Annotated in this window: 27 protein-coding genes and 1 tRNA gene; 16 read left to right on the forward strand and 12 right to left on the reverse strand. The window is 68.8% G+C overall.

Going from position 1 to position 25,397, the window contains the following annotated elements:
• Nucleotides 1-90 precede the first annotated feature (90 nt).
• Both AW273_RS08775 and AW273_RS08780 read left to right on the forward strand, forming a co-directional pair.
• Nucleotides 91-1,170: a ZIP family metal transporter gene (locus AW273_RS08775; protein WP_157555648.1), complete on the forward strand. Its 1,080-nt coding sequence runs from the start codon at nt 91-93 to the stop codon at nt 1,168-1,170.
• 6 nt (nt 1,171-1,176) lie between these two features.
• On the forward strand, nt 1,177-1,500 hold the full coding sequence (locus AW273_RS08780) for a DivIVA domain-containing protein (protein WP_062347034.1): 324 nt from the start codon (nt 1,177-1,179) through the stop codon (nt 1,498-1,500).
• Here the strand turns inward: AW273_RS08780 and AW273_RS08785 are convergent.
• Genes AW273_RS08785 through AW273_RS08795 form a run of 3 tightly spaced genes read right to left on the reverse strand, consistent with a single transcriptional unit; the run spans nt 1,490 to nt 3,056 of the window.
• Complete coding sequence (locus tag AW273_RS08785; protein WP_232327245.1) at nt 1,490-2,416, reverse strand: NAD(P)-dependent alcohol dehydrogenase; 927 nt, start codon at nt 2,414-2,416, stop codon at nt 1,490-1,492. The two genes, AW273_RS08780 and AW273_RS08785, sit on opposite strands and share 11 nt — an antisense overlap.
• A 5-nt stretch (nt 2,417-2,421) precedes the next feature.
• Complete coding sequence (locus AW273_RS08790; protein WP_062347038.1) at nt 2,422-2,634, reverse strand: helix-turn-helix transcriptional regulator; 213 nt, start codon at nt 2,632-2,634, stop codon at nt 2,422-2,424.
• Nucleotides 2,628-3,056, reverse strand: coding sequence for a hypothetical protein (locus AW273_RS08795; RefSeq protein ID WP_062347043.1), 429 nt, complete (start codon nt 3,054-3,056; stop codon nt 2,628-2,630). The genes AW273_RS08790 and AW273_RS08795 overlap by 7 nt, the downstream gene beginning before the upstream one ends.
• Nucleotides 3,057-3,124: 68 nt before the next feature.
• On the opposite strand from AW273_RS08795, the gene AW273_RS08800 reads away from it, so the two are divergent.
• Nucleotides 3,125-3,745, forward strand: a complete 621-nt coding sequence (locus AW273_RS08800) for a class I SAM-dependent methyltransferase (protein WP_062347045.1) — start codon at nt 3,125-3,127, stop codon at nt 3,743-3,745.
• Nucleotides 3,746-3,764: 19 nt separating this feature from the next.
• Here AW273_RS08800 and AW273_RS08805 read toward each other — a convergent pair whose 3' ends face one another.
• Entirely contained in the window at nt 3,765-4,178 is a 414-nt protein-coding gene (locus tag AW273_RS08805; RefSeq protein WP_062347047.1) for a MarR family winged helix-turn-helix transcriptional regulator, read from the reverse strand.
• An 83-nt stretch (nt 4,179-4,261) separates the two neighbouring features.
• Here AW273_RS08805 and AW273_RS08810 point away from each other — a divergent pair, with 83 nt between their 5' ends.
• On the forward strand, nt 4,262-6,208 hold the full coding sequence (locus AW273_RS08810) for an MMPL family transporter (protein WP_062347049.1): 1,947 nt from the start codon (nt 4,262-4,264) through the stop codon (nt 6,206-6,208).
• On the opposite strand, the gene AW273_RS39295 is transcribed toward AW273_RS08810, so the two are convergent.
• Nucleotides 6,102-6,530 (reverse strand): ribosomal maturation YjgA family protein, encoded by a 429-nt coding sequence (locus AW273_RS39295; protein ID WP_369409036.1) that lies wholly within the window; start codon nt 6,528-6,530, stop codon nt 6,102-6,104. The genes AW273_RS08810 and AW273_RS39295 overlap by 107 nt on opposite strands.
• 361 nt (nt 6,531-6,891) lie before the next feature.
• Between AW273_RS39295 and AW273_RS08815 the strand changes: the two genes are divergently transcribed.
• Nucleotides 6,892-7,089, forward strand: a complete 198-nt coding sequence (locus AW273_RS08815; protein WP_062347380.1) for a DUF5999 family protein — start codon at nt 6,892-6,894, stop codon at nt 7,087-7,089.
• Here AW273_RS08815 and AW273_RS08820 read toward each other — a convergent pair.
• Both AW273_RS08820 and AW273_RS08825 read right to left on the reverse strand, forming a co-directional pair.
• Nucleotides 7,086-7,898, reverse strand: coding sequence for an SAM-dependent methyltransferase (locus AW273_RS08820; RefSeq protein WP_062347050.1), 813 nt, complete (start codon nt 7,896-7,898; stop codon nt 7,086-7,088). The two genes, AW273_RS08815 and AW273_RS08820, sit on opposite strands and share 4 nt — an antisense overlap.
• 102 nt (nt 7,899-8,000) lie before the next feature.
• Complete coding sequence (locus tag AW273_RS08825; RefSeq protein WP_083949618.1) at nt 8,001-8,315, reverse strand: DUF5709 domain-containing protein; 315 nt, start codon at nt 8,313-8,315, stop codon at nt 8,001-8,003.
• 128 nt (nt 8,316-8,443) lie between these two features.
• Here AW273_RS08825 and AW273_RS08830 point away from each other — a divergent pair, with 128 nt between their 5' ends.
• The 4 genes from AW273_RS08830 (at nt 8,444) to AW273_RS08845 (ending at nt 10,769) form a co-directional block, all read left to right on the forward strand.
• Nucleotides 8,444-8,794, forward strand: coding sequence for a hypothetical protein (locus tag AW273_RS08830; RefSeq protein WP_062347054.1), 351 nt, complete (start codon nt 8,444-8,446; stop codon nt 8,792-8,794).
• A 94-nt stretch (nt 8,795-8,888) separates the two neighbouring features.
• Nucleotides 8,889-9,254, forward strand: a complete 366-nt coding sequence (locus AW273_RS08835; RefSeq protein ID WP_232327208.1) for an ArsR/SmtB family transcription factor — start codon at nt 8,889-8,891, stop codon at nt 9,252-9,254.
• Nucleotides 9,247-10,188, forward strand: a complete 942-nt coding sequence (locus AW273_RS08840; protein ID WP_232327210.1) for a cation diffusion facilitator family transporter — start codon at nt 9,247-9,249, stop codon at nt 10,186-10,188. The genes AW273_RS08835 and AW273_RS08840 overlap by 8 nt, the downstream gene beginning before the upstream one ends.
• A complete protein-coding gene (locus tag AW273_RS08845; protein ID WP_062347058.1) occupies nt 10,185-10,769 on the forward strand; it encodes a methyltransferase family protein in 585 nt (194 codons plus the stop codon). The genes AW273_RS08840 and AW273_RS08845 overlap by 4 nt, the downstream gene beginning before the upstream one ends.
• Here AW273_RS08845 and AW273_RS08850 read toward each other — a convergent pair.
• Complete coding sequence (locus AW273_RS08850) at nt 10,766-11,344, reverse strand: hypothetical protein (protein WP_157555649.1); 579 nt, start codon at nt 11,342-11,344, stop codon at nt 10,766-10,768. The genes AW273_RS08845 and AW273_RS08850 overlap by 4 nt on opposite strands.
• Before the next feature lie 113 nt (nt 11,345-11,457).
• Between AW273_RS08850 and AW273_RS08855 the strand changes: the two genes are divergently transcribed.
• Both AW273_RS08855 and AW273_RS08860 read left to right on the forward strand, forming a co-directional pair.
• On the forward strand, nt 11,458-12,126 hold the full coding sequence (locus tag AW273_RS08855) for a response regulator transcription factor (RefSeq protein ID WP_062347062.1): 669 nt from the start codon (nt 11,458-11,460) through the stop codon (nt 12,124-12,126).
• Nucleotides 12,123-13,439, forward strand: a complete 1,317-nt coding sequence (locus tag AW273_RS08860) for a sensor histidine kinase (protein ID WP_062347064.1) — start codon at nt 12,123-12,125, stop codon at nt 13,437-13,439. Before AW273_RS08855 ends, AW273_RS08860 begins: the two co-directional genes overlap by 4 nt.
• Before the next feature lie 60 nt (nt 13,440-13,499).
• Here AW273_RS08860 and AW273_RS08865 read toward each other — a convergent pair whose 3' ends face one another.
• Together AW273_RS08865 and AW273_RS08870 are read right to left on the reverse strand one after the other, a co-directional pair.
• Nucleotides 13,500-14,684: a Cmx/CmrA family chloramphenicol efflux MFS transporter gene (locus AW273_RS08865; protein WP_062347066.1), complete on the reverse strand. Its 1,185-nt coding sequence runs from the start codon at nt 14,682-14,684 to the stop codon at nt 13,500-13,502.
• A gap of 215 nt (nt 14,685-14,899) precedes the next feature.
• Nucleotides 14,900-19,012 (reverse strand): HAMP domain-containing protein, encoded by a 4,113-nt coding sequence (locus AW273_RS08870; protein WP_439648622.1) that lies wholly within the window; start codon nt 19,010-19,012, stop codon nt 14,900-14,902.
• 367 nt (nt 19,013-19,379) lie between these two features.
• On the opposite strand from AW273_RS08870, the gene AW273_RS08875 reads away from it, so the two are divergent.
• The 5 genes from AW273_RS08875 to AW273_RS08890 all read left to right on the forward strand — a co-directional run bounded on the left by AW273_RS08875 (nt 19,380) and on the right by AW273_RS08890 (nt 21,843).
• Nucleotides 19,380-19,892 carry a DUF305 domain-containing protein gene (locus AW273_RS08875; RefSeq protein WP_083949620.1) on the forward strand — a complete coding sequence of 171 codons (513 nt, stop codon included), beginning with the start codon at nt 19,380-19,382 and terminating at the stop codon, nt 19,890-19,892.
• A gap of 36 nt (nt 19,893-19,928) precedes the next feature.
• The gene (locus tag AW273_RS08880) at nt 19,929-20,303 is read left to right on the forward strand and encodes an ATP-binding protein (protein ID WP_198168061.1); all 375 of its coding nucleotides are present in this window, start codon (nt 19,929-19,931) and stop codon (nt 20,301-20,303) included.
• 587 nt (nt 20,304-20,890) lie between these two features.
• Entirely contained in the window at nt 20,891-21,010 is a 120-nt protein-coding gene (locus AW273_RS38480; RefSeq protein WP_212735470.1) for a DLW-39 family protein, read from the forward strand.
• 5 nt (nt 21,011-21,015) lie between these two features.
• A complete protein-coding gene (locus AW273_RS08885; RefSeq protein ID WP_063909891.1) occupies nt 21,016-21,708 on the forward strand; it encodes an HAD-IA family hydrolase in 693 nt (230 codons plus the stop codon).
• Between the two features lie 62 nt (nt 21,709-21,770).
• Nucleotides 21,771-21,843 (forward strand) — tRNA-Ala (locus tag AW273_RS08890).
• A gap of 895 nt (nt 21,844-22,738) precedes the next feature.
• On the opposite strand, the gene AW273_RS39060 is transcribed toward AW273_RS08890, so the two are convergent.
• Both AW273_RS39060 and AW273_RS08900 read right to left on the reverse strand, forming a co-directional pair.
• The gene (locus AW273_RS39060) at nt 22,739-24,133 is read right to left on the reverse strand and encodes an Ig-like domain-containing protein (protein ID WP_062347073.1); all 1,395 of its coding nucleotides are present in this window, start codon (nt 24,131-24,133) and stop codon (nt 22,739-22,741) included.
• Nucleotides 24,134-24,418: 285 nt separating this feature from the next.
• Nucleotides 24,419-25,393: a sporulation protein gene (locus tag AW273_RS08900; protein WP_062347075.1), complete on the reverse strand. Its 975-nt coding sequence runs from the start codon at nt 25,391-25,393 to the stop codon at nt 24,419-24,421.
• Nucleotides 25,394-25,397: the final 4 nt, after the last annotated feature.

The raw sequence follows: 25,397 nt of genomic DNA on the forward strand, positions 1-25,397 counted from the left end.
TGATCACATGTGTAAACCTAGCGTCACATGGCTATCTACTCTCCGTAATCATCGCAGGTCATTTGTGCTGCGGAGAGGTGTTGAATGGTCATGTCCGTATGGCTTGAAGCGGTGTTGATCGCGGTGGCCACACTCGCCGGGTCATGGTTGGCCCGGCGGAGTTCCACCAAGGTGAGCGTCGGCCTGGCGATCGCCTCGGCGCTGATGCTCGTCACGGCGCTGGGCGAGGTCCTGCCCGACGCGGTCGACGACGCGATCGAGCAGAACGTGCCCCTGTGGGCGCTCGGCCTGTCGATCGTCATCGGGTTCTCGGTGATCACCTATTTCACGCGTGAGGGTTGCGCCCACGAACACACGAGGGAGGCCGCCCGGCACGCGGCCGGGGTGCACCGCAGAGTGAAGGCCGTCGCCACGGCCGCCCTGTTCGGCGGCACCGGCACGGCCATCGCGCTGGCCATCCACCGGGCGATCGAGGGTGCCAGTCTCACGTTGTCGGGCGCCTCTCTCGTGGTGCTGCTGGCGTTGCTCGTCCACTCGGTCAGCGAGGGGCTGGCGCTGACCGCGATGCTCGACCTGGCCGGGCGGAAGATCGCCTTCTGGATGTTGCTGGCCTGCCTGAGCCCGGTCGCCGGCATCCTCGTCGCCGAGATGAGCCCGATCCCGCCGCAGGCCACGCCGATCCTGCTCGGCACGATCGCCGGGGTGCTGCTGCGCACCGCCATCGTCGGCTTCCGCCTGGCGGGCGGCGAGACCGGACGGTTGCCCCGGCGGGCGGCGCTGGCCGCCGGGGGTGTCGCCGTTGCCCTGTCCGCCACCCTGGCCGTCGCCCAGTGGATGCCCGTCTCCGCCGGCGAGGCCGCCACTCCGGTGGCCGCCATGATCAGGCGGCCGGTGGCGATCCCGCTGCCGCTCCCCGAACCCACCCCGGCGTTCACCCCCAAAGACCGCTCCCAGTTGCGCTGGGCGCTGACCACCGGACGGCTGAGCCTGGCCGAGATCCTCGCCCGCACCGACCGGCTGACCAGGCGCACCTCGATCTGGTGGTTGCTCCGGGGCCGGTTGACCGGGCGCGATCTGAGCGCCCACGGCATCCCGGAGTCGTCCACCGTGGGCGACCTCACCCTGCCCCAACGTGACTATCTGGTAGACGCGGTAGCGAGAAAGGGATAACCCGACATGGTGCTGACGCCGGAGGACGTGCGGACGAAGGTGTTCACGACCGGACGACTACGCGAGGGATACGACCTGGCCGAGGTCGACGTGTTCCTCAACGAGGTGGAGAGCAGCCTGCGCTGGCTGCACCAGGAGAACGAGCGGCTGTCCGCGATGGTGACGGTCGATCCCGCCAAGGTGATGGCGGCGGCGGAGAGCCGGGAGCGGCGGGCCGAGGAACTGCTGCGGGCCGCGGCGGAACTGCTGGGAGAGGTCGGGTCGGGCCTGGAACATCAGGCCTCCCGCGTGCACGAACTGATCAGGGAGGTGGCGACTTTTACGGCGTGACGACGCTCTTCCCCCTCGCTCGGCCGGCCATCACGTGGTCGATGGCCTGCTTCGCCTCCGACAGCGGATAGGTCCGGTCGAGCACGGGGACCAGGGCGCCCGCCGCGAGGCGTTCGCGCAGGTCCTCGAAGTCGGCCTGGCTGGGGAAGGCGATCAGGACCTTGAGCTGCTGCTTCACGAACAGGTTGAGCCCGATGGCGCGGAACTGGCGGCCGAGGCCGGTCAGCTTCCCCTTCGACATGCCGCCGAGGATGATCAGCTTCCCGTTCGGGGTGAGCCGTTTGCGCAGCACGTTGACGTTCCGGCTGCCGAAGACGTCGTAGACGACGTCGTAGGTGCCGGTGCCGAGGTCATCCTTGGTGTAGTCGACGACGTGGGCCGCGCCGAGCCGGCGTACGAGAGCGGCCTTGCCGCCGCTGCACACCGCGGTGACCTCGCCATCGTGGAGCTGGATCAGGAACGTTCCGATTCCCCCGGCGGCGCCGACGATCAGCGCCCTCTTACCCGGGCCGGCCTCCCTGACGCCGCGCAGCGCGGTGACGGCCGACGTGGGCACCGCGGCGGCCTGCTCCCAGCTCAGCTCGGCCGGTTTGCGCGCCAGCAGGCTCTCCTTGGCGGCGACGAACTCGGCGAAGCCGCCCACGGCGGCCCCGAAGACCTCGTCGCCCACCTTCCACCGGGTGACCTTCTCGCCGATCTTCTCGACGACCCCGGCGACGTCGCCGCCGGCGATCGGCTGCTTCGGCCGGGTGAGGCCGAAGCCGAACAGCCGCATCATGTAGGGGATGCCGGTCATCCGGTAGAACACCCCGGGGTCGACCCCGGCGGCCCGGACGCGGATGAGGACCTGGTCGTCCTTTAACGAGGGGACGGGGAGTTCGGCCTGCTCAAGGCGGCCGTAGCTGCTGTGCACCATGGCTTTCACGGGTACTGGAACACCTCTTCCAAGGAGACGTTGAAAACACGGGCGATCTGGAAGGCCATCTCCAGCGAGGGCGAGTAGCGACCCGCCTCGATGGCGATGACGGTCTGCCGGGTGACCCCGAGCCGGTCGGCGAGCTCCGCCTGGGTCATCTCCCCGTTGGCGAAGCGCAGCGCGCGGATCGAGTTGGTGACCTTCGTGGGTTTCACCACTGCTGGAACCCGCCCTGCCGGTACGCGACGACCTTGGCGAGCGAGCCGACGATCATCGACAGCGCGAACCCCAGGTAGATCGTGTTCGCGATCCAGAAGTAGGGCGCCTCGGTCAGCGCGAGCACGAACGCGCCGAGCGCGCCGAGCACCGTGAACGCCTGCCCGACGCGGTCGCCGAGCTGGTCGATCTCCCGGTCGCGGACGTCGGTGCGGGTGCTCCGGTCGCCGATCATGCCCGTCACGATGCCGACGACGATCGACACGGTGACGGAGATACCCAGTGACCACAGCAGGACGGGTACGTAGTCGACGCCGATCAGTGATCCGTCGCCTTTACGGCTGAGAATCACGACGACGTAACCGCCGTAAGTGACGAGGGCGACGAGCATGTAAGTCCAGGCCCGTTTCTCAAGCATTGTCATGATTTGAAGGTAAAGCAACTTGTACATCGTGTCTAGTTTTTTTTACATCCCCTTCGAGAGGAAGCGCATTGGCCCAGCTCCCCGACCTGCTCCACCGCACCCTCTTCCGGACGATCTCGATGCTGACCCCCTACGGGCAGTCGCTCGTCCTCCGTCGCTACTTCGACTGGTGGCACCGCAGCCCCGACCCCTGGCTCCTCGCGTCGAGCCCTTATGAGCAGCGCAAGTACGAGGAGACCCTGAAGGCGCTGCCCGACCGGAGCTACCGCACGATCATCGACGTGGGGTGCAGCGAGGGCGTCTTCACCGGCATGCTGGCCGCCGCCCGCCCCGGCGCCGAGGTCACCGGCGTCGACATCTCCGAGACCGCCCTGACCCGGGCTCGCCGCAACGCGCCGTCGGTGCGCTTTCTCCAGAGTGACCTGTTCTCGCTGACCGGGCACTACGACCTCGTCGTCTGCTCGGAGACCCTCTATTACCTCGGCAGCCGGCTGGAGGAGGCGTCGGCGCGGCTCTGCGGGCTGCTCGGGCCGGAGGCCACGCTGGTCAGCGTGCACCCGTGGCCGGAGGCACGCCGCCTGAACCGGTTCTTCCAGGCCGGCCTCGACCTGGCCGCCGAACGGGTCGTCGAGGACACCGACCGCCCGTTCGCGATCTCGCTCTACTTCAGCACGGCAGAACGCGGGTGAGCGACCACCTCGATCCGCCCTACGCCGGGCGGATCGAGGTGATGATCCTCATCAGGTCGTCACGAAACGCTCCGCGATTCCGGACGTGGATGATCGACTCCGCGGCGTCGGCGGCCATGAGGGCGTCGTACACCTCCGAGCCCGACGTGCTCCTGGTCACCACCATGCGGCGGCGGTCGGCCGGGTCGCGCTCCCTGGTGACGTGGCCGGCGCGTTCGAGGCGTTCGAGCACCGGGCCGATGGTCTGCTCCTCGACGTAGGTGCGGGCGGCGAGTTCCCGCTGGGCCAGTGGTCCTTCTGCCAGGGTGTGCAGCACCAGGAACCCGGCGTGGGTCAGCCCGTGGCCGGCCAGGACATGGTTCCACTCGCGTTCGACCAGCCGGGCGGCGACCAGCAGCAGGCGTCCGGTGGGCCAGGTGGGCAGGTCGTCCATAAGAACGATTCTCCGATGCAACCGCAGCGGTCGGTCCCGCGAAGTTGATGCTAAGGTCCCTTAGCTTTGAAGAGGAGAGCACGATGAAACGGGCGTGGCTGACGTTGGCGGTCTGGCTGGTGTTGCTGGCCGGAGCCGGGATGTTGAGCGGGAAGCTCGACGAGGTCAGGAACAACGACCCCTCGGCCTATCTGCCGGCGAGCGCCGAGTCGACCCAGGTCGAGCAGGCCAGGCGGGCCTTCGCCCAGGGCGGCCGGATCCCGGCGATCATCGTCTGGGAGGACAAGGCGGTCGAGGAGGTCCGCGAACGTTTCCCCCGGGCGGAGGCGGCGGGGAACGTCGTGCGGGCGGTGGTGCCGCTGGAGGGTGGTGACCTGGAGTCGCTGACCGCCGAGGTCGACCGGCTCAGGGAACTCGCCGGGCCGGACGCCTACGTGACCGGCCCGGCCGGGCAGAGCGCCGACGCCATCGAGGTGTTCGGCTCCATCGACCTGACGCTGCTCATCGCGACCTCGATCGTGGTCATCGTCGTCCTGCTGCTCACCTACCGGGGCCCGCTGCTCTGGCTCATCCCCTTCTTCTCCGCCGGGGCGGCGCTGGTCAGCGCCCAGGCGGGCGCCTACCTGCTGGCGCGCTACGCCGACTTCACCGTCAGCGGGCAGAGCGGCGGCATCCTGCTGGTGCTGGTCTTCGGCATCGCCACCGACTACGCCCTGCTGCTCGTGGCCCGCTACCGCGAGGAACTCACCCGGCACGAGAACCGGGTCACGGCCATGACCGTGGCCTGGAAGCGGGCCGCGCCCGCCATCGTGGCCAGCGCCGCCACCGTCGTCGCGGCCCTGCTCTGCCTGCTCGCCGCCGACCAGAGCGCCACCCGCGGCCTCGGGCCGGTCTGCGCGGCCGGGGTGGTCTGCGCGCTGGTCGCCATGTTGACGCTGCTGCCCGCCCTGCTGGTGCTGGTCCCGCGTGGGGTCTTCTGGCCCCGGATTCCCCGGTACGGCACCGCGGAGGCCTCGGCCGGGATCTGGACCCGCATCGGCACGGCGGTCCAACGCCGCCCCCGGCGGACCTGGATCGTCACCACGGTCGTGCTGGCCGGCATGGCCGCGACGCTGAGCGTGATCACCATCGGCCCCCTGGCCGACGCCGACACCTACCGGGGCCGCCCCGACTCCGTCATCGGCGCCGAACTGCTCGCCGCGAACTTCCCCGCCACCCAGGACGGCTCGCTGGTCGTCATCGCCCCCGCCGCCCAGGCCGCGCAGGTCAGGGCCGCCCTGGACGCCGACCCCGGCGTGTCGTCGGTCGCCGAGCCGGTCGTGGCCGGCCCGAACGCGCTCATCAACGGCTCGGTCAAGGACCCGGCGGTCGTCGAGCGTCTCCGCGAGATCCCCGGCGCGCAGGTCGGCGGCACCGTCGCCGAGGCCCTCGACGCCGAACTCGCCTCGGAACACGACGCCCGGCTGATCATCCCGCTCATCCTGGTCGTGATCGTGGTCATCCTCGGCATCCTGCTCCGCGCCGTGGTCGCGCCGCTGCTGGTCATCGCCACGGTCGTGCTCTCGTTCGCGGCCACGCTGGGGGTGTCGGGCCTGATCTTCACGCACGTCTTCGGGTTCGCCGCGACGGAAACAGGCGTGCCCCTCCTGGCGTTCGTCTTCCTTGTGGCCGTGGGGGTCGACTACAACATCTTCCTGATCACCCGCGTCCGCGAGGAGACCGCGGAACACGGCACCAGGAAGGCCGCGCTGATCGCGTTGTCGGCCACCGGCGGGGTCATCACCTCGGCCGGGGTGGTGCTCGCCGCGACCTTCGCCGTCCTGGGCGTGCTGCCTCTGGTGGTGCTGGCCGAAATCGGATTCATCGTCGCCTTCGGCGTTCTGCTCGACACGTTCGTGGTCAGGTCGGTGCTCCTGACGGCACTCACGATCGACGCCGGAGACCGGATCTGGTGGCCTTCGGGGCTCGGGTCAAAGATCGTCGACGATCGCAATCCTTTGCCCTCGAATTCTTCTGCTCCAGCCAGGTAAAAAATCCGGCCGCCGCGAGGGCGCCGACGACGTACCAAAGAAGATCAGGAAAATTGAAGGTGGTTCCGAAAACCACTGCGGACACGGGGAATCGGGCCGCGAGTTCCGCGAGAAGGGGGGTGAGCTGCGTGAACTCGACGGCCCAGCAGAAGATCACCGAGGCTCCAGCGGCGACAAAAGGTCGTGTCCGCGGGAACCATGCAAGGGCAAAAGTGGTTATAAAGGATGAGTACAACGAAGTGCCGCAGTATTTGGCGAAAGGTCCCTCGAAGACCGCCCGAACGGCAAGACCGGAAGCGACGATCACGAGGGACGCGGCCACCGCCGCGAGTCGCCTGGCTTTGATCGACAAGAGAGTTGAACCTTTACGACCTGAAGGTCATCCGTCAGCACGATTGAAGCGATAAGTCCGTGGGCCGCATGTCAGCCCGGAGAAGCATCCCGAACCCGCAAAAAGACGAGGAATCTGTCGGTCGCGGTTGAGATGATGAAGGGGTGCACGTCCGAGTCGGTCCGACCTACAGCTAAAGGATCGTGATGAGGATGAAGCAGATCCGCATCCGGCCGAAGCCGCCGAAGGCGCCCAGGCCGAGCCTCGACCTTCGTACTCCGTCAGGTCGTCTCCTGCCCTACTGAGCCAGATCGAACAACAAGCCGCACCACCTGGGGAGAAGGTGCCCATCATGTGTCAGCACCAGCCGCACTGTCCGTCCGCTTACGCATCAGACCGTTCGTCCGCCCACGTCGTGGCGGCCCACCCCGAACAGGGCTGGAGCCTGCTGTGCAATGGCGTCGTGCTGTTCGAGGACACCGGTCTGCTGATGCCCGACTGCACGGTCGCGACCCCGCACCGCGCACCCGAGCACCTGGTCATGGCCTAGCGCACCCGCGCGACCACTCCGAGCACGCTGTGTTTGGTGAAGTCGACCGGAACGTCCCACGGAACGTCGGGGCGCCAGGCCTCGCTGGGCACGATTCCGGGTTCGACGACCTCCATACCCTCGAAGTAACTCGCGATCTGGGCCCGGGTGCGTGCGGTCAGGCCGCCGGGAGCGGTCTTCGCGTAGATCTCCTGCACCGACTCGAGTTTGTCGTCGCCGATCTCGCCGGCGAAGGCGTGGGTCAGCACCACGTAGCTGCCGGGCGCGAGCTTCGACCGGATCTCCGTCATGATCGCCATGGCCTCGTCGTCGTCGTGGACGAAGTGCAGGATCGACAACAACAACACGGCCACCGGCCGGCTGAAATCGATGAACTCCGTCACCTCGGGGTCGGCCAGCAGGGCCTCCGGTTTGCGCAGATCCCCGTTCGCGACCCGGGTGTTCGGGTTGTCCTCGAGCAGCGCCCGGCCGTGCACCAGCACGATGGGGTCGTTGTCGACGTAGACGACCTTCGCCTCGGGATTGACGCGCTGCGCCACCTGGTGGGTGTTGTCCTGGGTGGGCAGACCGCTGCCGATGTCGACGAACTGATCGACGCCCTCACCGGCGAGCAGTGAGACCGTCCTGGTGAGGAAGGCCCGGTTCTCCCGGCACATCTCCCGAGCGTCGGGCACGAACTCCAATAACTTCTCGGCCGCCGCGCGGTCGGACGCGAAGTTGTCCTTGCCGCCGAGCCAGTAGTCGTAGATCCGGGCCACGCTCGGAACCGACGGGTCGATTCCGGCAGGGGCCCGCTCCTCGGAAGTCACGTCGTTCTCCTTCGCGCCTGGAGCCTCGGTTCTAACGGATGGTATGGGACGAGACTCACCGGCGCGGATCATGACTCGACTTTTCTGAATTTGTGGCTTAGATCACATATCCCGTTCCACCCGCATCGCCGCCTCCTCGGCCGAGTAACGCCCGCCGTCCTCTCCGGCGTCATCGCCGACCAATTCGTTGTCCACGTCCTCACGTGCGCCTTCGTCGGGGTCGACGAGCCGCCCGGCCCCCTCGCGCTCCTCGCGGGCGTGGTGGAGATGGGCCTCGGGCTCCTCGGCCGCCAGCCGCCGGTCGAGGGAGTCGTCGTCGGGGTCGTCGTCGAGGCCGATCGGGTGATCGGTGTCTTCGACCAGGTCCTCCGCGTCGAGATCCACATCCTGAATGCGCTGGTCATCGGGTTCTGTCATGGTGTTCGCCCCCTTCCAGTCAGGGGTTGCCCTGGACGATAGCCGCGAAACGGCATGTTTGGCGCGGTCCGGCCGGGCAGTAGGAGGAGTGCCACAACCGCAACCCCCACAAAGGAGAGCGAAGGCGTATGCAGCCGAACGACAACCTCTGGACCTACCGTCAGGGCGTACAGGATCCCACCAGGACCCTGGACGTGACCGGATTCACGGTCGAGGCGACAGACGGAAAGATCGGCTCAGTGGACGAGTCGAACTATGAGGTGGGCGAGAGCTACCTCGTCGTCGACACCGGTCCGTGGATCTTCGGTAAGAAGGTCGTCCTGCCTGCCGGCACGGTCACCGAGATCGATCCGCAGGAGCAGAAGGTCTTCGTCGCGCGTACGAAGGAAGAGATCAAGGACGCTCCCGAGTACGACGAGACGACCTTCAAGGACCCGCTCTACCGAGACCAGCTCGGCGGTTACTACAACCGCTTCTGACGGGTAGTCCACAACCAACCGCGGGCCGTCCCCCTTCCGGGGGACGGCCCGCTTGTTTTAACATCGACATATGAATAATCGTTCAAATGTCGCAGTGGCGATCGCCCCCGACGCGTGCGTCGACGCCGAGCGGGTGGCCCACGTCCGTTCCGTGATGCCCGACGACGGCCTGGTCGGCGACCTTTCCGAGGTGTTCGGGCTGCTCTCCGATCCCGGGCGGCTCCGGCTGCTGGCCGCCCTGCTCGAAGGCGGCGAGATGTGCGTGTGCGACCTGGCGGCGGCCACCGGGCAGAGCATGTCGGCGGCCTCCCACGCACTGCGGCTGTTGCGCAGCCACCGGGTGGTGAAGGTGCGGCGGGCCGGCCGGATGGCCTACTACCAACTGGCCGACTCCCACGTGCGGCTGCTGTTCGACCTGGCCATCACCCACATGCGACACGATGGGAAGACAAGTGAGTGATCACGGGCACGGCCACGCCGTCTCGCAGGACGCCGACCGGCGTTACCTGAGCGCGGCGCTGGCGCTCATCGTCGCCTTCATGGCCGTCGAGGTGGTGATCGGCTTCGTCGCCGGATCGCTGGCCCTGATCACCGACGCCGGTCACATGCTGACCGACGCCTTCGCCATCTTCTTCGCCCTGGTCGCCATGCGGATCGCCGCCCGCCCGCCGCGCGGCGGCTTCACCTACGGCCTGAAGCGCGCCGAGATCATCTCGGCGCAGCTCAACGGCATCACCCTGCTGCTGCTCGCCGCCTTCTTCGTGTACGAAGGCGTGCGGCGGCTCATCTTCCCTCCCGAGGTCGAGGGCCTCTTCGTCGTCTTCACGGGCCTCGCGGGCATCGTGATCAACCTGATCGCGACCTGGCTGCTGCGCCGGGCCGACCGGTCGCGCCTCAACGTCGAAGGCGCCTACCAGCACATCCTCAACGACCTGTTCGCCTTCATCGCGACCACGATCGCCGGTCTCGTCGTCTACTACACCGGCTGGACCCGCGCCGACGCCGTGGCCGCCCTGGTCGTCGCCCTGCTGATGGTCAAGGCGGGGTGGGGGCTCGTGCGCGACGCCGGCCGGGTCTTCATGGAGGCCGCCCCCGTGGGCCTCAACCCCGCCGAGACCGGGCGCCGGCTGGCCGGCATCCCCGACGTCGTCGAGGTGCACGACCTGCACATCTGGGAGGTCACCTCCGGCTACGCCGCCCTCTCGGCGCACATCCTCGTCAACCCCGGCGCCGACTGCCACGCCGCCCGGCTGGCGGCCGAGAAGCTGGTCCATGACGCGTACGGGATCGAGCACACCACCCTCCAGGTCGACCACGCCCACCCCGACGTGCTCTCCATCGGCGACGGCCACTGCGCCGACCCCCACGGACCCGTCCACCGGCGTGAAGAATGAGCCTCCCCGCGTTGGTGATCTACGGCCTGGGCCTGGCCCTGGCCTTCGGTCATCGGAGCTGGGCCCAGTGGCGGGCCACCGGGAGCACCGGCTTCGTCGGCATCCGAGAGCCGGTCCTCAGCCTCGGCTGGTGGGGCGGGATGCTCTTCGTCCTGAGCATCGCGCTCACGGTGGCCGCGCCGATCCTGGAACTGGCCGGGATCACCCCGGCGACGGTCGAGCCTATGGCCGTCGGGCTCGTGTTCGCGGTCGCCGGGCTGATCCTGACCCTGGCCGCGCAGAACGCCATGGGCGCCTCATGGCGCGTCGGCGTCGACGCGGACGAACGCACCGACCTGGTGACCACCGGCGTCTTCGGGCTGGTGCGGAACCCGATCTTCACCGCGATGGTCGTCGCCCTGATCGGGCTCCCCTTCCTGGTGCCGACCTGGGTGTCGCTCGCCGCTCTCCTGTCGCTGGTCGCGGCGGTCGAGATCCAGGTCCGGGTGGTCGAGGAGCCCTACCTCGCCCGGGTCCACGGGGCGGCGTTCACCACCTACATGGCCCGGACGGGCCGGTTCGTCCCGAAGATGCGGCCCTAGTCGGTCGCCTTGGGGGCGGCCGGCTTGGCCGGGACCGCGCGGGAGACGCAGACGACCTTGGCGCCCTCCGGGGCCTCGGGGCCGTCGCTGGAGAACGACGGGCCCTCGGGGGAGGTCGGCTGCGCCGCCTCGACGCCCGCCTCGCCCGCCGGGATCGCGGCCTCCGTCTTGCCGAACTCGATCACCTCTCCCGGCTTGCCGGGGAACGGCTTCGCGGGCAGGGCCGCCGCGTCACCTTCGGGAAGGGGTGCGACGGTCACCGTGCCGGCGAAGTCGCCCGGCTCGCCGGGCGGCAACGGAACCGCCGGCGCGACGGCCGCGGTCTCACCCTGCTCGCCGGGCTCGCCGGGCATCGCCGGGATCGCCTTGGTGACGGAGAGGCTGGCCACCTTCTTGCCGTCGATGGTGACGACGCCTTCCTTGATCTCGACGCCCTCGCCCCCGGCCGTGCACACGAGGGTGCCCGCGACCGGCTTGAGGATCGGAGCGTCGTCGGTGGCGTTGGCAGCGCCGGTCACGCCGAAGGTCACGGCCAGGGCCAGGAGGCCGGTCAGGGCCAGGCGGCGGTGTTTCACGTGGAACATCTCCTTCGTTCGGTTGATCAGCCACACTGGCGGCGGGTACCTGAAGCCAGCCTGAAGACCGGCTCTTCAGGTTGGCTTTAGGTGCTCTTTGCCAGGCTGGCCGCATGCGCGTGCTGCTGGTGGAGGACGAACGGCGTCTGGCCGACCTGGTGAAGTCGGGGCTGGCCGACGAAGGGTTCGCGGTCGACGTCGCGCACGACGGCGCCGAGGGCCTGTGGCTGGCGGGGGAACACGACTACGACGCGATCGTGCTCGACGTGATGCTCCCCCGGCTCAACGGCTACGCCGTCTGCCGCCGTCTCCGCGACGACGGCAACTGGACCCCGATCATGATCCTCACCGCCAAGGACGGCGAATACGACGAGGCGGAGGCGCTCGACACCGGCGCCGACGACTTCCTGTCGAAACCGTTCTCCTATGTGGTCCTGCTGGCCCGGCTCCGCGCGCTGGTCCGGCGTGGCAAGGCGGCCCGGCCGGTCGCGCTGACCGTGGGGGACCTGGTCGTCGACCCGGCCGGGTTGCGCTGCCGCCGGGGTGAGGCCGACATCGCCCTCACGCCCAAGGAGTTCGCCGTGCTGCACGCGCTGGCCAGACGTCCGGGTGAGGTCGTCTCCAAGGCCGACCTGCTGGCGCAGGCGTGGGATTTCGCGTACGACGGCGATCCGAGCATCATCGAGGTCTACGTCAGCGCGCTGCGCCGGAAGATCGACGCGCCGTTCGGCCGGACGTCCCTGGTCACCGTCCGGGGCGCCGGTTACCGGCTGGAATCATGAGCGGCTGGTCGGTGCGCCTGCGCGCCACCGTGACGGTCACCGTCATCGTGGCGGTCGCGCTCGGCGTCGCCGCCGCCGTGCTGGTCGGGGTGCTGCGGACCAGCCTGGTCACCGGCACCGCCGCCGAGGCGGGCCGCCGGGCCGACCAGGTCGCGACGCTGATGGCCGCCCCGGCCGCCCCGCTCGGGCCGATCGTGTTCAACAGGGTGGACGCGGCGGTCACCGGCGCCGGCACGCTCGTGGTCACCGAGCCGGGGGAGCCGATCGGCGGCTCGACCGGGGTCACCAGGCCGGTCGGCGGCACGATCGCGATCACCGACCCGAACGTGATCGTCGGGCAGCTCGATCCGGCGTTGCCCATGGGCACCGCGGCCGCCGACGACGGATACGTCACCGCCACCCGGGCGCTCGACGCGACGACCACGGTCTCGGTCCGGGCGTCACTGTGGCCGACCCAGATGGCGCTGGGCACCCTCACCTGGGTGCTCGTCATCGGGATCCCGCTGCTGCTGGCCATGGTGGCCGCGCTGACCTGGTTCTCGGTCGGCCGGGCGCTCGCGCCGGTGTCGGCGATCCGCGCGAAACTGGCCGACATCACCGCCCGCGACCTGCACCAGCGGGTGCCGGAATCGCGAGCCCGTGACGAGATCGCCGCCCTGGCCAAGACCGTCAACGGCACCCTCGACCGGCTGGAGACCGCCGTCGGCCTGCACAAACGTTTCGTCGCCGACGCCGCGCACGAGCTGCGCAGCCCGATCGCCACCCTGCGCACCCGGCTGGAGATCGGCGAACGCGACGCCCCCGCGCTGGCCAAGGAGTCGCTGACCGACGTCACCCGGCTCCAGTCGCTCGCCGCCGACCTGCTGGTGCTGGCGCGGCTCGACGCCGGTGAGCCGCTGCGCCTCCAGGAGGTCGACCTGGGGCAACTCGCGACGGAGGAGGCGCTGCGCACGCCCGTACCGACGAATCTGGACATCGCACCCGGCGTCGTGGTGCAGGGCTCCCCCGCCCAGCTCACCCGAGTGATCACGAACCTGATCGCCAACGCCGTGCGGCACCGCGAAGAGTCGATCTCCGTACGCGTCGTGCCCGGCCCCGTGCTCGAAGTGCTCGACGACGGGCCGGGCATCCCGGCGGAGCACCGGGAGACCGTCTTCCACCGGTTCACCCGGCTCGACGAGGCCCGCGACCGCGACGCCGGTGGGGCCGGGCTCGGGCTCGCCATCGCGCGCGAGATCGTCGTCGCCCACGGCGGCACGCTGACGATCGAGGACAGCCCGCGCGGCGCGTTGTTCCGGATGACCCTTCCCTAGATGCCCATCTCGGCTGCGACGTGAGCGATCGCTCGACGCTCAGCGGAGCATTCGCGTGAGTCACCCGACGACCTCGGCACTCTGGTTCCGTGGCGCGATCAGCCCCAGCGATGGAAGCAACATGAGCACGGCGATCCCGGTCAGGACGGAAGCCACCCACACAGGCCCCAGGTCACGGGAACCCGACAACGCTACGGCCGCGATCGCCGGGCCGGCGGCGGCTCCGATGTTGAGCGCGGCGGTCGCGTAGGAACCACCCATGGTGGGCGCTGCTGACGCCGCATAGAGCACGCGCGCGATCAGGGTGCTTCCCACCGCGAACGCCAAGATGCCCTGGACGAAGACCAGGATCAGCAGCAGCACAGGGTGTGTCGCGACGAGTGCGAGAGCCAGCCACCCCAAGAGCAGGAGGGGAGAGGCTACGCCGAGAATCCGACGAGGGTGGCGGTCGGAGAGCCGCCCGGCAGTGGTGACTCCGACGAAGGATCCGATGCCGAACAGCACGAGGGCCAGCGGCACCCACACCTCATCCAATCCGGCGGTCTCGGTCACGACGGGTGCGAGGAAGGTGAAGGCGGCGAAGGTGCCGCCATTGACCAACGCTCCGAGCAACATTGTCATGAGCACTCGGGGCGCTCGAAGCTGGGCGAGCTCGAAAGCCAGAGACGCACCGGCGTGCGACCCTTCCGGTGCCGGCTCCGTAGGGGGGCGGACCCTGGTGAGGATTCCGACTGCCGCGGGGACGCACACCAGCGCGACCGCCCAGAACGTCGCTCGCCACCCCAACGCGGTGCCGAGCAGTGCGCCCGCAGGGACGCCTGCGACGGTGGCGATCGTCGTACCGGACAGGAGGACCGCCAGGGCACGCCCCTTCTGGTCCGGGGCCACAAGACCGGTTGCGGTGCTGAGCGCGACCGCCAAGAAGCCGGCGTTGGCAACCGCGGCCAAGACACGGGTGGCGAACAGCACGGAGAAGGACGGGGTGCTCGCGGCGACGACGTGGCAGAGAGCGAAGATCACCACGCATCCAAGGAGCACGGTCCGTGCGGGCCACCGACGGGCAAAGGCAGCCATGACGGGCGCGCCGACGATCATCCCGACCGCGAAGGCCGAAGTGAGCAGTCCGGCGGTCCCGACCGAGACATCGGGGCTGGTGGCGATGTCCGGCACGAGGCCGGCGAGCATGAACTCCGAGGTACCCATGGCGAAGACCGCGAGGGCAAGCAGATAGAGAGCAGGGGCCATCGAGTTACTCCGAGGCAAGGAACGGACAGAAGGCGTCTCGTCACCACGGCCAGCCCGATGGGGTACCCGAACAGCCGCCCACGCATACGGCGGCGGGCGGGAGGCTAGAAGCTCAGTGGTTCAGGGGGCTGACGGCGTGACCGAAAGCCCCCACAGTGTCCGACTCGGGGCTCGACATGGACGTCACTCTACTGATGACCAACCGGCACCCGCACCTAGAACTCCAGCCACTGCTGCATGCGGGTGATCAGCTCTTCGGCGTCGACGGGCTTGGTGACGTAGTCGCTGGCGCCCGCCGACAGGGTCTTCTCACGGTCGCCGTGCATGGCCTTGGCGGTGACCGCGATGATCGGCAGGTTGGCGAAGCGGGGCATCTTGCGGATGGCGGCCGTGGCGGCGTAGCCGTCCATCTCGGGCATCATGATGTCCATCAGGACGAGGTCGACGTCTTCATGGCGGGCCAGCACCTCGATGCCCTTGCGGCCGTTCTCGGCGTACAACACCTGCATTCCGTGCAGTTCCAGGATGTTGGTCAGCGCGAAGACGTTGCGGACGTCGTCGTCCACCACCAGGACCTTCCGGCCGACCAGGCCGGTGTCGACGTTTTCCACAGCCTGTGGACGCTCGTCGGGGCTCGCCTCCACCAGCGGCAACACCGCGCCGGGGTCCTGGGCGGTCAGGTGGAGCGTGATGCGTTCGCGCAGCTCGTCGAGGCTGGGCAGGCGCTCCAGCGGCTGGGTGTTCGACCGGCCCTGGAGCAGGTTCTCCTGCGGGCGGGTCAGGGTCCGCGTGTGGTGGGCCAGGATCGGGAGCTCCCGCAGGGCGTGGTGCTCGTCGAGGCGGCGCAGGAACTCGGCGGCGGCGTCTTGCGGCATGCCGAGATCGAGCACGATGCACTGATATCCGCCCTGCATCAGCGCGGTCATCGCCGTGTCGGGGTCGTTGGCCGTCGACACCCAGACCGGGCCGTGCGACTCGCCCAGATCGGCGACCACCGACTCGGCGAGCTGGGCCAGCAGGCCGTTCGGGCGCGACTCGACCACCAGCAGGTGGCGGCCCTCGCGGGTGAGCGGGATCTGCGCGATCCGCCGCGGCGGATCGAGGCGCGGCGGCTGGCTCAGCGGCATCGCCTCGGCCAGCGGGATGAACAGGCTGAACGTCGACCCTTCGCCGAGCCTGCTGATCGCCCTGATCTCGCCGTCGAGCAGCGCCGCGATCTCGCGGCTGATCGACAGGCCCAGCCCGGTGCCGCCGTAGCGGCGGCTCGTGGTGCCGTCGGCCTGCTGGAAGGCGTCGAAGATCTGCGACAGGTTGCCCTCGGCGATGCCGATGCCGGTGTCGACGACGTGGAAGGCCAGCATGTCGTTCTGCGAACGCTCGATCCGCAGCTCCACCGAGCCGCGTTCGGTGAACTTGATCGCGTTCGACAGGAGATTCCTGAGCACCTGGCGGAGACGCTGCTCGTCCATGAGCAGATGGGTCGGCACGTCGGGCCCCACGACGACGTCGAAGCGCAGGCCCTTCTCGGTGGTCAGCGGCCGGAAGGTCGCCTCGACGTAGTCGAGCAACTGCCGCAGCGGCATGGCCTCCAGCGTGATGTTCATCTTCCCGGCCTCGATCTTCGACAGGTCGAGGATGTCGTTGATGAGCTGGAGCAGGTCGGTGCCGGCCGAGTGGATGACGTTGGCGTACTCGACCTGCTTGGCGGTGAGATTGCGGGCCGGGTTCTGCGCGAGCAACTGGGCCAGGATGAGCAGCGAGTTCAGGGGTGTACGCAGCTCGTGGCTCATGTTGGCGAGGAACTCGCTCTTGTACTTGGACGCCAGCGCGAGCTGCTGGGCCCGGTCTTCGAGCTCCTGGCGGGCCTGCTCGATCTCGCTGTTCTTCGTCTCGATGTCGCGGTTCTGCTGGGCCAGCAGCTCGGCCTTCTCCTCAAGCTCGGCGTTGGAGCGCTGGAGTTCCTCCTGCCGGACCTGGAGCTCGGTGGCCAGACGCTGCGACTCGACCAGCAGGGTGTCGGTGCGCGCGTTGGCGACGATCGTGTTGACGTTCACGCCGATCGTCTCGACGAGCTGGCTCAGGAACGTGCGGTGGATCGCGGTGAAGCGGCTGAGGCTGGCCAGCTCGATCACGCCCAGGACCTGGTCTTCCACCACGATCGGCAACACGATCAGGTTGACCGGGCCGGCCGCGCCGAGGCTGGAGGAGATCGTCAGGTAGCCGGGGGCGATGTCCTCCACCAGGATCGGCTGCTTCGCCACCGCGGCCTGGCCGACGAGGGACTCGCCGAACTCGAACCGGCGGTCGTGGTCGCGGTGGCCGTAACTGCCGACCACCTGGAGGGTGCCGGTCTCCTCGACCAGGAGGAAGGTGCCGTATTGGGCGTTGACCAGCGGGGCCAGTTCGTTCATGACGAGTTCGGCCACCACCGCGAGGTCGCGGTGGCCCTGGGTCAGGCCCGAGATGCCGGCCAGGTTGGTCTTCAGCCAGTCTTGCTGCTGGTTGGCGAGCGTCGTCTCGCGGAGCGACTTCACCATCGAGTTGATGTTGTCCTTCAACTCGGCGACCTCGCCGGAGGCGTCGACGGTGATCGACCGGGTCAGGTCACCCGACGTCACGGCGCTGGTCACCTCGGCGATGGCGCGCACCTGGCGGGTCAGGTTCCCGGCCAGCTCGTTGACGTTCTCGGTGAGGCGCTTCCACGTGCCGGAGACACCCTCGACCTCGGCCTGGCCGCCGAGCCGGCCTTCCGAACCGACCTCGCGGGCGACGCGGGTGACCTCGGCGGCGAAGCTGGAGAGCTGGTCGACCATCGTGTTGATGGTGGTCTTCAGTTCGAGGATCTCGCCCCGGGCGTCGACGTCGATCTTCCTGGTCAGGTCGCCCTGCGCCACCGCCGTGGTGACCTGGGCGATGTTCCGCACCTGATTGGTGAGGTTGTTGGCCATCGAGTTGACGTTGTCGGTGAGGTCCTTCCACGTGCCGGCCACGTTGGGCACGCGGGCCTGGCCGCCCAACTGGCCCTCGGTGCCCACCTCGCGGGCCACGCGGGTGACCTCGTCGGCGAAGGCGCTCAGCGTGTCGACCATCCGGTTCAGGGTCGCGGCCAGAGCCTCCACCTCGCCCCGGGCCTCGATGGTGATCTTCTGACTGAGGTCGCCCCGGGCCACCGCCGTGGCGACCTGGGCGATCGACCGCACCTGACTGGTCAGGTTGGACGCCATCACGTTGACGTTGTCGGTCAGGTCCTTCCACGTTCCCGACACGCCCCGCACGGTGGCCTGGCCGCCCAGGTTCCCCTCGGTGCCGACCTCGCGGGCGACGCGGGTGACCTCGTCGGCGAAGGCGCTGAGCTGGTCGACCATCGTGTTGATGGTTTCCTTGAGCTCCATGATCTCGCCGCGGGCGTCGACGCGGATCTTCTGGGTCAGGTCGCCCTTGGCGACCGCCGTCGTGACCTCGGCGATGGAGCGGACCTGGGCGGTGAGGTTGTCGGCCATGACGTTGACCGACTCGGTGAGGGCCTTCCAGGTGCCGGACACGCCCTTCACATCGGCCTGGCCGCCCAGCCGCCCTTCGGTGCCGACCTCGCGGGCGACTCGGGTCACCTCGTCGGCGAACGAGCTGAGCTGGTCGACCATCGTGTTCAGGGTGTTCTTGAGCTCCAGGATCTCGCCGCGCGCGGAGACGGTGATCTTCTGGGAGAGGTCGCCCCGGGCCACCGCCGTGGCCACCTGGGAGATGTTGCGGACCTGGTCGGTGAGGTTGCCGGCCATGTAGTTGACCGAGTCGGTGAGGTCGCGCCAGGTGCCGGAGACGCCTTTCACGTCGGCCTGGCCGCCGAGGCGTCCGTCGGTGCCGACCTCGCGGGCGACGCGGGTGACCTCGTCGGCGAACGAGCTGAGCTGGTCGACCATCGTGTTGATGGTGTTCTTCAGTTCGAGGATCTCGCCCCGGGCGTCGACGGTGATCTTCTGCGACAGGTCGCCCTTCGCGACCGCCGTGGTGACCTGGGCGATCGACCGCACCTGGTCGGTGAGGTTGCCGGCCATGAAGTTGACGGAGTCGGTGAGGTCGCGCCAGGTGCCGGAGACGCCTTTCACGTCGGCCTGGCCGCCGAGGCGTCCGTCGGTGCCGACCTCGCGGGCGACGCGGGTGACCTCGTCGGCGAAGCTCGAAAGCTGGTCGACCATCGTGTTGAGGGTGTTCTTCAGCTCCAGGATCTCGCCCCGGACGTCCACGGTGATCTTCCTGGACAGGTCGCCCTTCGCCACCGCCGTGGCCACCTGGGCGATGTCGCGCACCTGGTCGGTCAGGTTGCCCGCCATGGCGTTCACGGAGTCGGTGAGGTCTTTCCAGGTGCCGGAGACGCCCGGCACGTCGGCCTGACCGCCGAGCTGGCCCTCCGTGCCGACCTCGCGGGCGACGCGGGTCACCTCGCTGGTGAACAGGGAGAGCTGGTCGACCATGCCGTTGAAGACGGTCGCGATCTCCTTCAGCAGGCCGTCGCCGTCGTCGGTGGGGAGCCGGGTGCCGAAGTCGCCGTCGCGGACCGCCGTCAGGCCGGCGAGCAACTGGCGGAGATCGAGTTCCCGTTCACGCTTGATCGTGTCCACACCCGCTCCATCTTCCCTCGTTTGGCGTTTCCACCGTAGAACCTGAACCTGGCCGGGTCATCACGCGTACCTCCCGCTGATGAGCGCGATTCGGCTATTGGCGACCGGCCTCGTACTGATGCTGGTCGTCGCCTGTTCCGGTACGGATCCAGCGGATCCTGACGTGCGGTTCTCCCTGGAGATGATTCCCCACCACCGGCAGACGCTGCAGCTCGCCGAGATGGCCAAAGGACGGGCGTACAGCGACTGGATCAAGACGGCCTCGGCCGAGATCAGGGCGCAGGGACCGGCGGACCTGCAGATGATGGCGAGCTGGCTCTCCACCTGGGAGATCCCCGAACCCCCCGGCGGCGCCCGCCCCATCGGCCCCGGGAACGTCACCGACGCGGAGTTCGCGAAACTACAGGGCCTCACCGGGCAGGCCTTCGACAACACCTGGTACGGCATCATGTCGCGGCACCTGGAATCCGGCATGACGATCGGCCGCATCGTGCTCGCGGTCGGCGACCACTTCCCGACGGCCGACCTCGCCCGCCGGCTGGTCAACGATCAGGAGAAGATGCTCGCCGAGATCGGGCGTCAACTGGCCTAGGCTGGGCGGTAGTCGAAACCCCGGGAGGCGATGCCAGTGGCGAACGACCTCCTCCTTTCCCTCGACCTCGACCAGATGGCCGTGCCCTCGGTCCGGCGCAGCGTGCACGACTGCGCGGGAGCGGTCGGGCTGTCGGGGGTGGGGCTCGACGATTTCGTGCTCGCCGTCCATGAGGCGGTGACCAACGCGATGCGCTATGCGCAGTCACCGCGGGTGCTGCGGTTGTGGTGCGAAGACGACCGGGTGTTGTGCGAGGTGTCGGACGGGGGGCCGGGAATCGCGGGCGGGCCGTCCCGGACGCCTACGGGCGGGCGAGGGTTGTGGCTGATGCGTCGGCTGACGACGATCGTGGTGAGCACGGCGCCTGAGGGGACTACGGTGCGGCTGACCGTGGGGTTGTCGCGAGGCTGAGGCGTTCCGGCTCATCGCCGGCGGAGAGACACGCGTTGGGAAGAGTTCTCGGTGCGGTTCTCGCGGGCGGGATCGGGCCGAGTTGTTCGGGAGCTGGCATTTGTCACCAAGGTTGCCGCTTACTGGTAACTCCGGCGAAGCGAGGTTCGTACCTCAGCTGGCTCTGAGGCCGGGAGGTTGCCTCTTGGCTATGGCATGGCGGGTCCGGACCTGTGCGGAAGTCCCCCTCGCGGTTGATGTGGCTGAGAGCGGGTTCCTGTGAGGCCGGCTCGTACGGGCGCGGGCGCCTGTCGGTTGTCCTGGAAGAGCCGGTTCGGTGCCGATCGGGTGGTCGACTGTGGGAGTGTGGGAGCCGGTATCGGCGGGATTCGCGGTGCCTCCGGCGGGGCCGGAGTGGGCTGACGCAGGAGTTCGTGCGGGGCTAAGCTCGTGGCTCACCTGGGGTCTCGTCTCTTTCGCTGATAGCAGAGCCCCCCTCGGTACGGCTTTCGCGGCTGAAATCCTCGGGGGGATAAAGTGTTGTATTCGGCGCGCGGCCCGGGGGCGGAACCGGGCGTTTGTCTCACCCGGGAAATGGGGTCATCACTATGAAGAAGCTGCTCCTTCTTGCCATCGTTGCCGTCGTTGGCCTGCTGTTCTGGCGTAAGGTCCAGGCCGATCGGGCCGAGCTCGACCTCTGGACCGAGGCGACCGGCAGCGAGAACTGATCTTCGTGATCAAGCTGGCCTGCCTCGACCTGGCGGGCACCACGATCGGCGACATCGCCCTGGTCGAACGGGCGTTCGCCGAGTCGATCGCGACACAGGGAATCGTCCCCGGGACCAGCGCGTACGCACGCGCGATGGTGCATGTGCACCGGTCCCGGGGATGCCCCAAGATCGACGTATTCCGGGGCATCTTCCCCGACAACGAGGCGCAGGCTCAGGCCGCCAACCTGACCTTCGAGCGCTCCTACGAGGGGTCCATCGAGCGTGCCGGCGTCACGCCGCTCCTCGGGACCGTCGAAGCGCTCGAGAAGCTCCGCGGGGCCGGGATCAAGATCGCCCTCGTGACCGGGTTCTCCCGCGGCACGATGGGCCGCATCCTGGGCGCCCTCGGCTGGTACGACCGCGTCGACCTCGCCCTTTCGCCCGAAGACTGCGGACGTGGACGGCCCTACCCGGACATGATCCTCACCGCCGTCATGAAGCTGGGAATCGAGGACGTCCGCGAGGTCGCCGTCGCCGGCGACACCGAGAGCGACATGCTCTCCGCGCGGCGCGCGGGGGCCTCCGTGGTGGCCGGAGTGCTGACGGGGGTGCACAGCCGTGATCGGCTGACCGCCGGCGGGGCCACCCACATTCTGGAGTCGATTGCCGATTTCCCGGGCGTTGTCATGGGGAGCGACGTGGCTGCCGTCCGGTGAGTGGCGGGCACGTTGAGATCCTTGCTACGGTGTAGCGACGTCTGCTTGGTGCGGGCGCAATCGGGGCCTTAGCTCAGCTGGCAGAGCGCCTGCTTTGCAAGCAGGATGTCAGGAGTTCGAATCTCCTAGGCTCCACCTTCGAATGACTTGTGGTCGACGCCCCTTCGGGGCGGCTTTCACAAGTCCTTCTCGGTCCTCTACGGGGGGACGACCCCCCGAACCCCCCGATGCGGAAGGGGCTTTCGCCCCCTCGCGCTCCCCCTGGCCGCTTCGCGGCCCTGCGTCGCTTTCGCGCCGGGGTCGCTGTGCTCCCTTGCGAAGGGCTCCGCCCCTCGCGCTCCCTGGCAGGGCCTCGCTTCGCTCGGATGGATCTCGCTTTGCTCGAATTCTTGTCCCTGAGAGAAGCGCGTATTCCGGCCGTGGGTCTGCGTCCATGCCGACGTCCGAACTTGCATATGGAACCTGCGGCGTTTATCCACTGGCTGGGCCAGACATCTACTCAACCGTGCCGATTGACCTGTCAGTAGATTCTCGATCGCCGACTGGTCGGCATCGTTGTTCGCCTATGAAACACGAATGGATGTGACTGGGCGGGGGTGGTCAATGCGCACGGCCGTCACAAGCCTGATCGGTCTTCTGCGTCGCAGGGTGCATGTGTGATGCCGGTCAAGTGCAGTCCAGGTCGAAGCGATTGCCCCTCCAAAGACGATAAGTCCGTGGATCTGCTGACATGCCGGTGAACGCTGGCTGTGTCACGGAGGCGTACACGCAAGAGCCCATGTTCGTGCGGCGAGGGGCAGGGAAGCGCTGTGGGCACGGTGGTGAGGGCGGCCGGGTGAGCGAGCTCAACGGGGATGAGGGGTTGCTGCCGCCGTCAGCCGGCGGGGCGGCGAGCAGTGTGGATGAGCAGGTCACCGCTGCGCAGAGTGGCGTGCGAAGTTGGGTTCGGCAGGCTGCGGGACTGTCGGCGTGGTGGATGGTGTGGGCCACGGAACGAGTGGCCCGGATGGTCCCGGGCCACTCGTGGCGGCTACTGCATCGGCTGGCAGGGCGGTGTCTGGAAGACGATGCCGTCGAGGAAGTTGCCGAACGCGCCGCCGCCCGCAGAGGAGACGGCGCGGAAGGAGAACCGGGTCGTGGTCTGGCCGGCCGGGACCGTGTAGGTGCCGGTGTACTGGCGCCAGGCGGTGTTGTCGGTGGCGATGTTGGGTGAGGTCGCCCCGTCGGGGGTCTGGGCCACGGTCGCGCCCGGTGCGCCGATGAGCACCTGCATGACGTCGGTGCCGGCGCGGCCGCGGTGCCAGATCGACCAGGTCATGACGGTGCCGGGCACGGTGGGCACGTCCTGGTAGAGGGTGGAGGGCTGGGTGGCGTTGAGTTCGGCGAACTGCTGGCCGTCGGCGGCGGGCACGCCCTGGTAGCCGCTGCGCCAGATCTCCAGGAACCCGTCGGTGGCGGTGGTGCGCCAGCCGGCGGCAGGGTTGGTGGACGCGTCGGGGATGTCCCAGCGGGCCGTGGCGACGGGCGGGGCCTCGAAGCTGCTGTTGGCCAGGCCGATCGGGTTGGTGACGCAGGTGACGACGACCGTGACGGTCGCGGTGCTGGTGCCGCAGGCCGTGCTGATCGTGTAGGTGAAGGTGTCGGTGCCGCTGCGGCCCGCCGGCGGGGTGTAGACGATCGTGCTGCCGGTGATCGTCGCGGTGCCGTGGGCGGGGGTGCCGATGGAGGTGATCGTCGCTCCGGCACCCGTGTCGTTGGTCAGGACCGGGATGGTGACCGGGGTGTCCTGCGGGGTTGTGATCGTGTCGTTGACGGCGGTGGTCGGCGAGATGGTGCCGCCGTTGACGATCTGGATCGGGGGTGCCGGGGTGTTGCCGCCGAGCTGGCCGGGGAAGGCGATGACGCTGCTGATGCCGCTCGGGCGGATGGTCATGCTCCGGCCGACGGTGCCGGGCTTGACGCGGAAGGTGATGACCTTGGGCGCGGGGTCGGTCTTGGTGCCGGACGACGGGATCGTCAGCGTGTTGCCGCTGATGGTGCCGGGGCCCGACTGGCTCACGACGTCGGCGTTGGCCAGCAGTGTGGAGATGTCCCAACTGGTGGTGTAGCTGCGCACGAGGAGCGGCCACTTGGCGGTGCTGTGCGCCAGGCGGAGGGTGAAGGTCGAGCCCGGCGCGATCTGGCCGCCCCAGAGCGCCGGCGTGGTGTTCACGGCCACGTTGCCGTTGCCGAGCTGCATGCCGATGACGTTCTTCCAGTAGTAGTTCACCGGGTAGTTCGCCTGGCCCTGCCGTACACAGGACGCCGCCTTGGTCCGCGTGGACGGGGCCGCGTCCGCGGTTCCGGCGGCCATGACCTGGGCCGCCGCGGCGGTCACCAGGGTGAGCAGGGCGGCGGCGAAGGCGGACGTGCGCCGTTGTGACATCAAGACGTGCTCCGTTCTCCTAGATCAACTCCACGGAAACGTTACAGCTTGTGATCTTGAAGTCACGGCAAGTGAGGCGGGTGTTGATCACGTCGTGTCTGATCTTCGAGGTGAGGCCGTCCCGGCGGGCGGGCCTTGGCCCGCGATGCGGGCCGCGGCGGCTCATTCACGAACGAGCGGCCGGGGCGGTCGTCTCCACCGCCGCCGACCTCAACCGCTTCTCGCCCAGATGAAGACCACGGTGCCCGGCCCCGGACTCCACTACGCGGCTCCTCGTTTCTGCGGTCAGTCTTCTTCTGCTTCTTCTTCTCCGAAGATCTCCTCGGCGACTTCCGCCACCACGAAGCCGCCGACCAGACCCGCCGCGCCGGCCGCGGCGACGGCTCCCCAGCCGGGCCCCTCACGATGCTCGTGGTGACCGCCCTGGTGACCGCCGTGCTCGTGGTGACCGCCGTGCTGTTCGTAGCCCGGGTACGTCCCGTGCCCGGCGAATCCGTGCCGCGAGAGGCCGTGGAGCCAGCGGTCGATCTCGCTTGCCCAGTCGGTGTGCAGGACCTGGTCATGGCTGAGCTGGAAGCGGCCGACGGCGTCGCCCGAGTAGCCGCCTCCGCGCTTGTCGGCCTCCAGGATGATCTCCAGGCCGTGGGGGGCGGCGACGAAGGTCAGCTCGACCTCGTTGACGATCCCGGCGTGCTGGGCGGGCGGGTAGAACTCGATCTCCTGGTAGAACGGCAGTTCCTGGCTGACGCCGAACAGCCGCCCCACCTCCAGGTCCGCGGAGCGGAAGTGGAAGCCGAGTTGCGCGAAGGCCTGGAGCACGCGGGCCTGGGACGGCAGCGGCACGACCGAGAGCGGGTCGAGGTCGCCCTTGTCGACGGCCTTGGCGATCGCCACCTCGGTCCGGACGCCCAGCGCCATTCCCGTCAGGTGCCGGCCCGCGATCTCGGTGACGGGCAGCTCCCACGGCAGGCTCACCTGGAAGGTCAGGGCGCGCTCCTCTCCTTGGCGGAGGGTCAGCGGGCCGGAGACCTGAAACCGGAGGAACTCGCCCAGTCCTTCATGCTCGCCGTCGCCGTGCTCCAGCTCCACCCGTGCGACGAGGCCGAGCGTGACGTGCTCGATGTCGGCGTCGAAGTCGCCGCCCTTCAGGCGGACCTCTCCTGTCAGCAGCCCACCCGGTTCCACCCGCCCGTCGGCCAGGACGGTGTCCACGGTGGGGCCGCCGACGCCGAAGGCGCCGAGCATGCGTTTGAAGATCACGGTT

Source organism: Herbidospora yilanensis (assembly GCF_001570565.1).
Taxonomy (GTDB): domain Bacteria; phylum Actinomycetota; class Actinomycetes; order Streptosporangiales; family Streptosporangiaceae; genus Herbidospora; species Herbidospora yilanensis.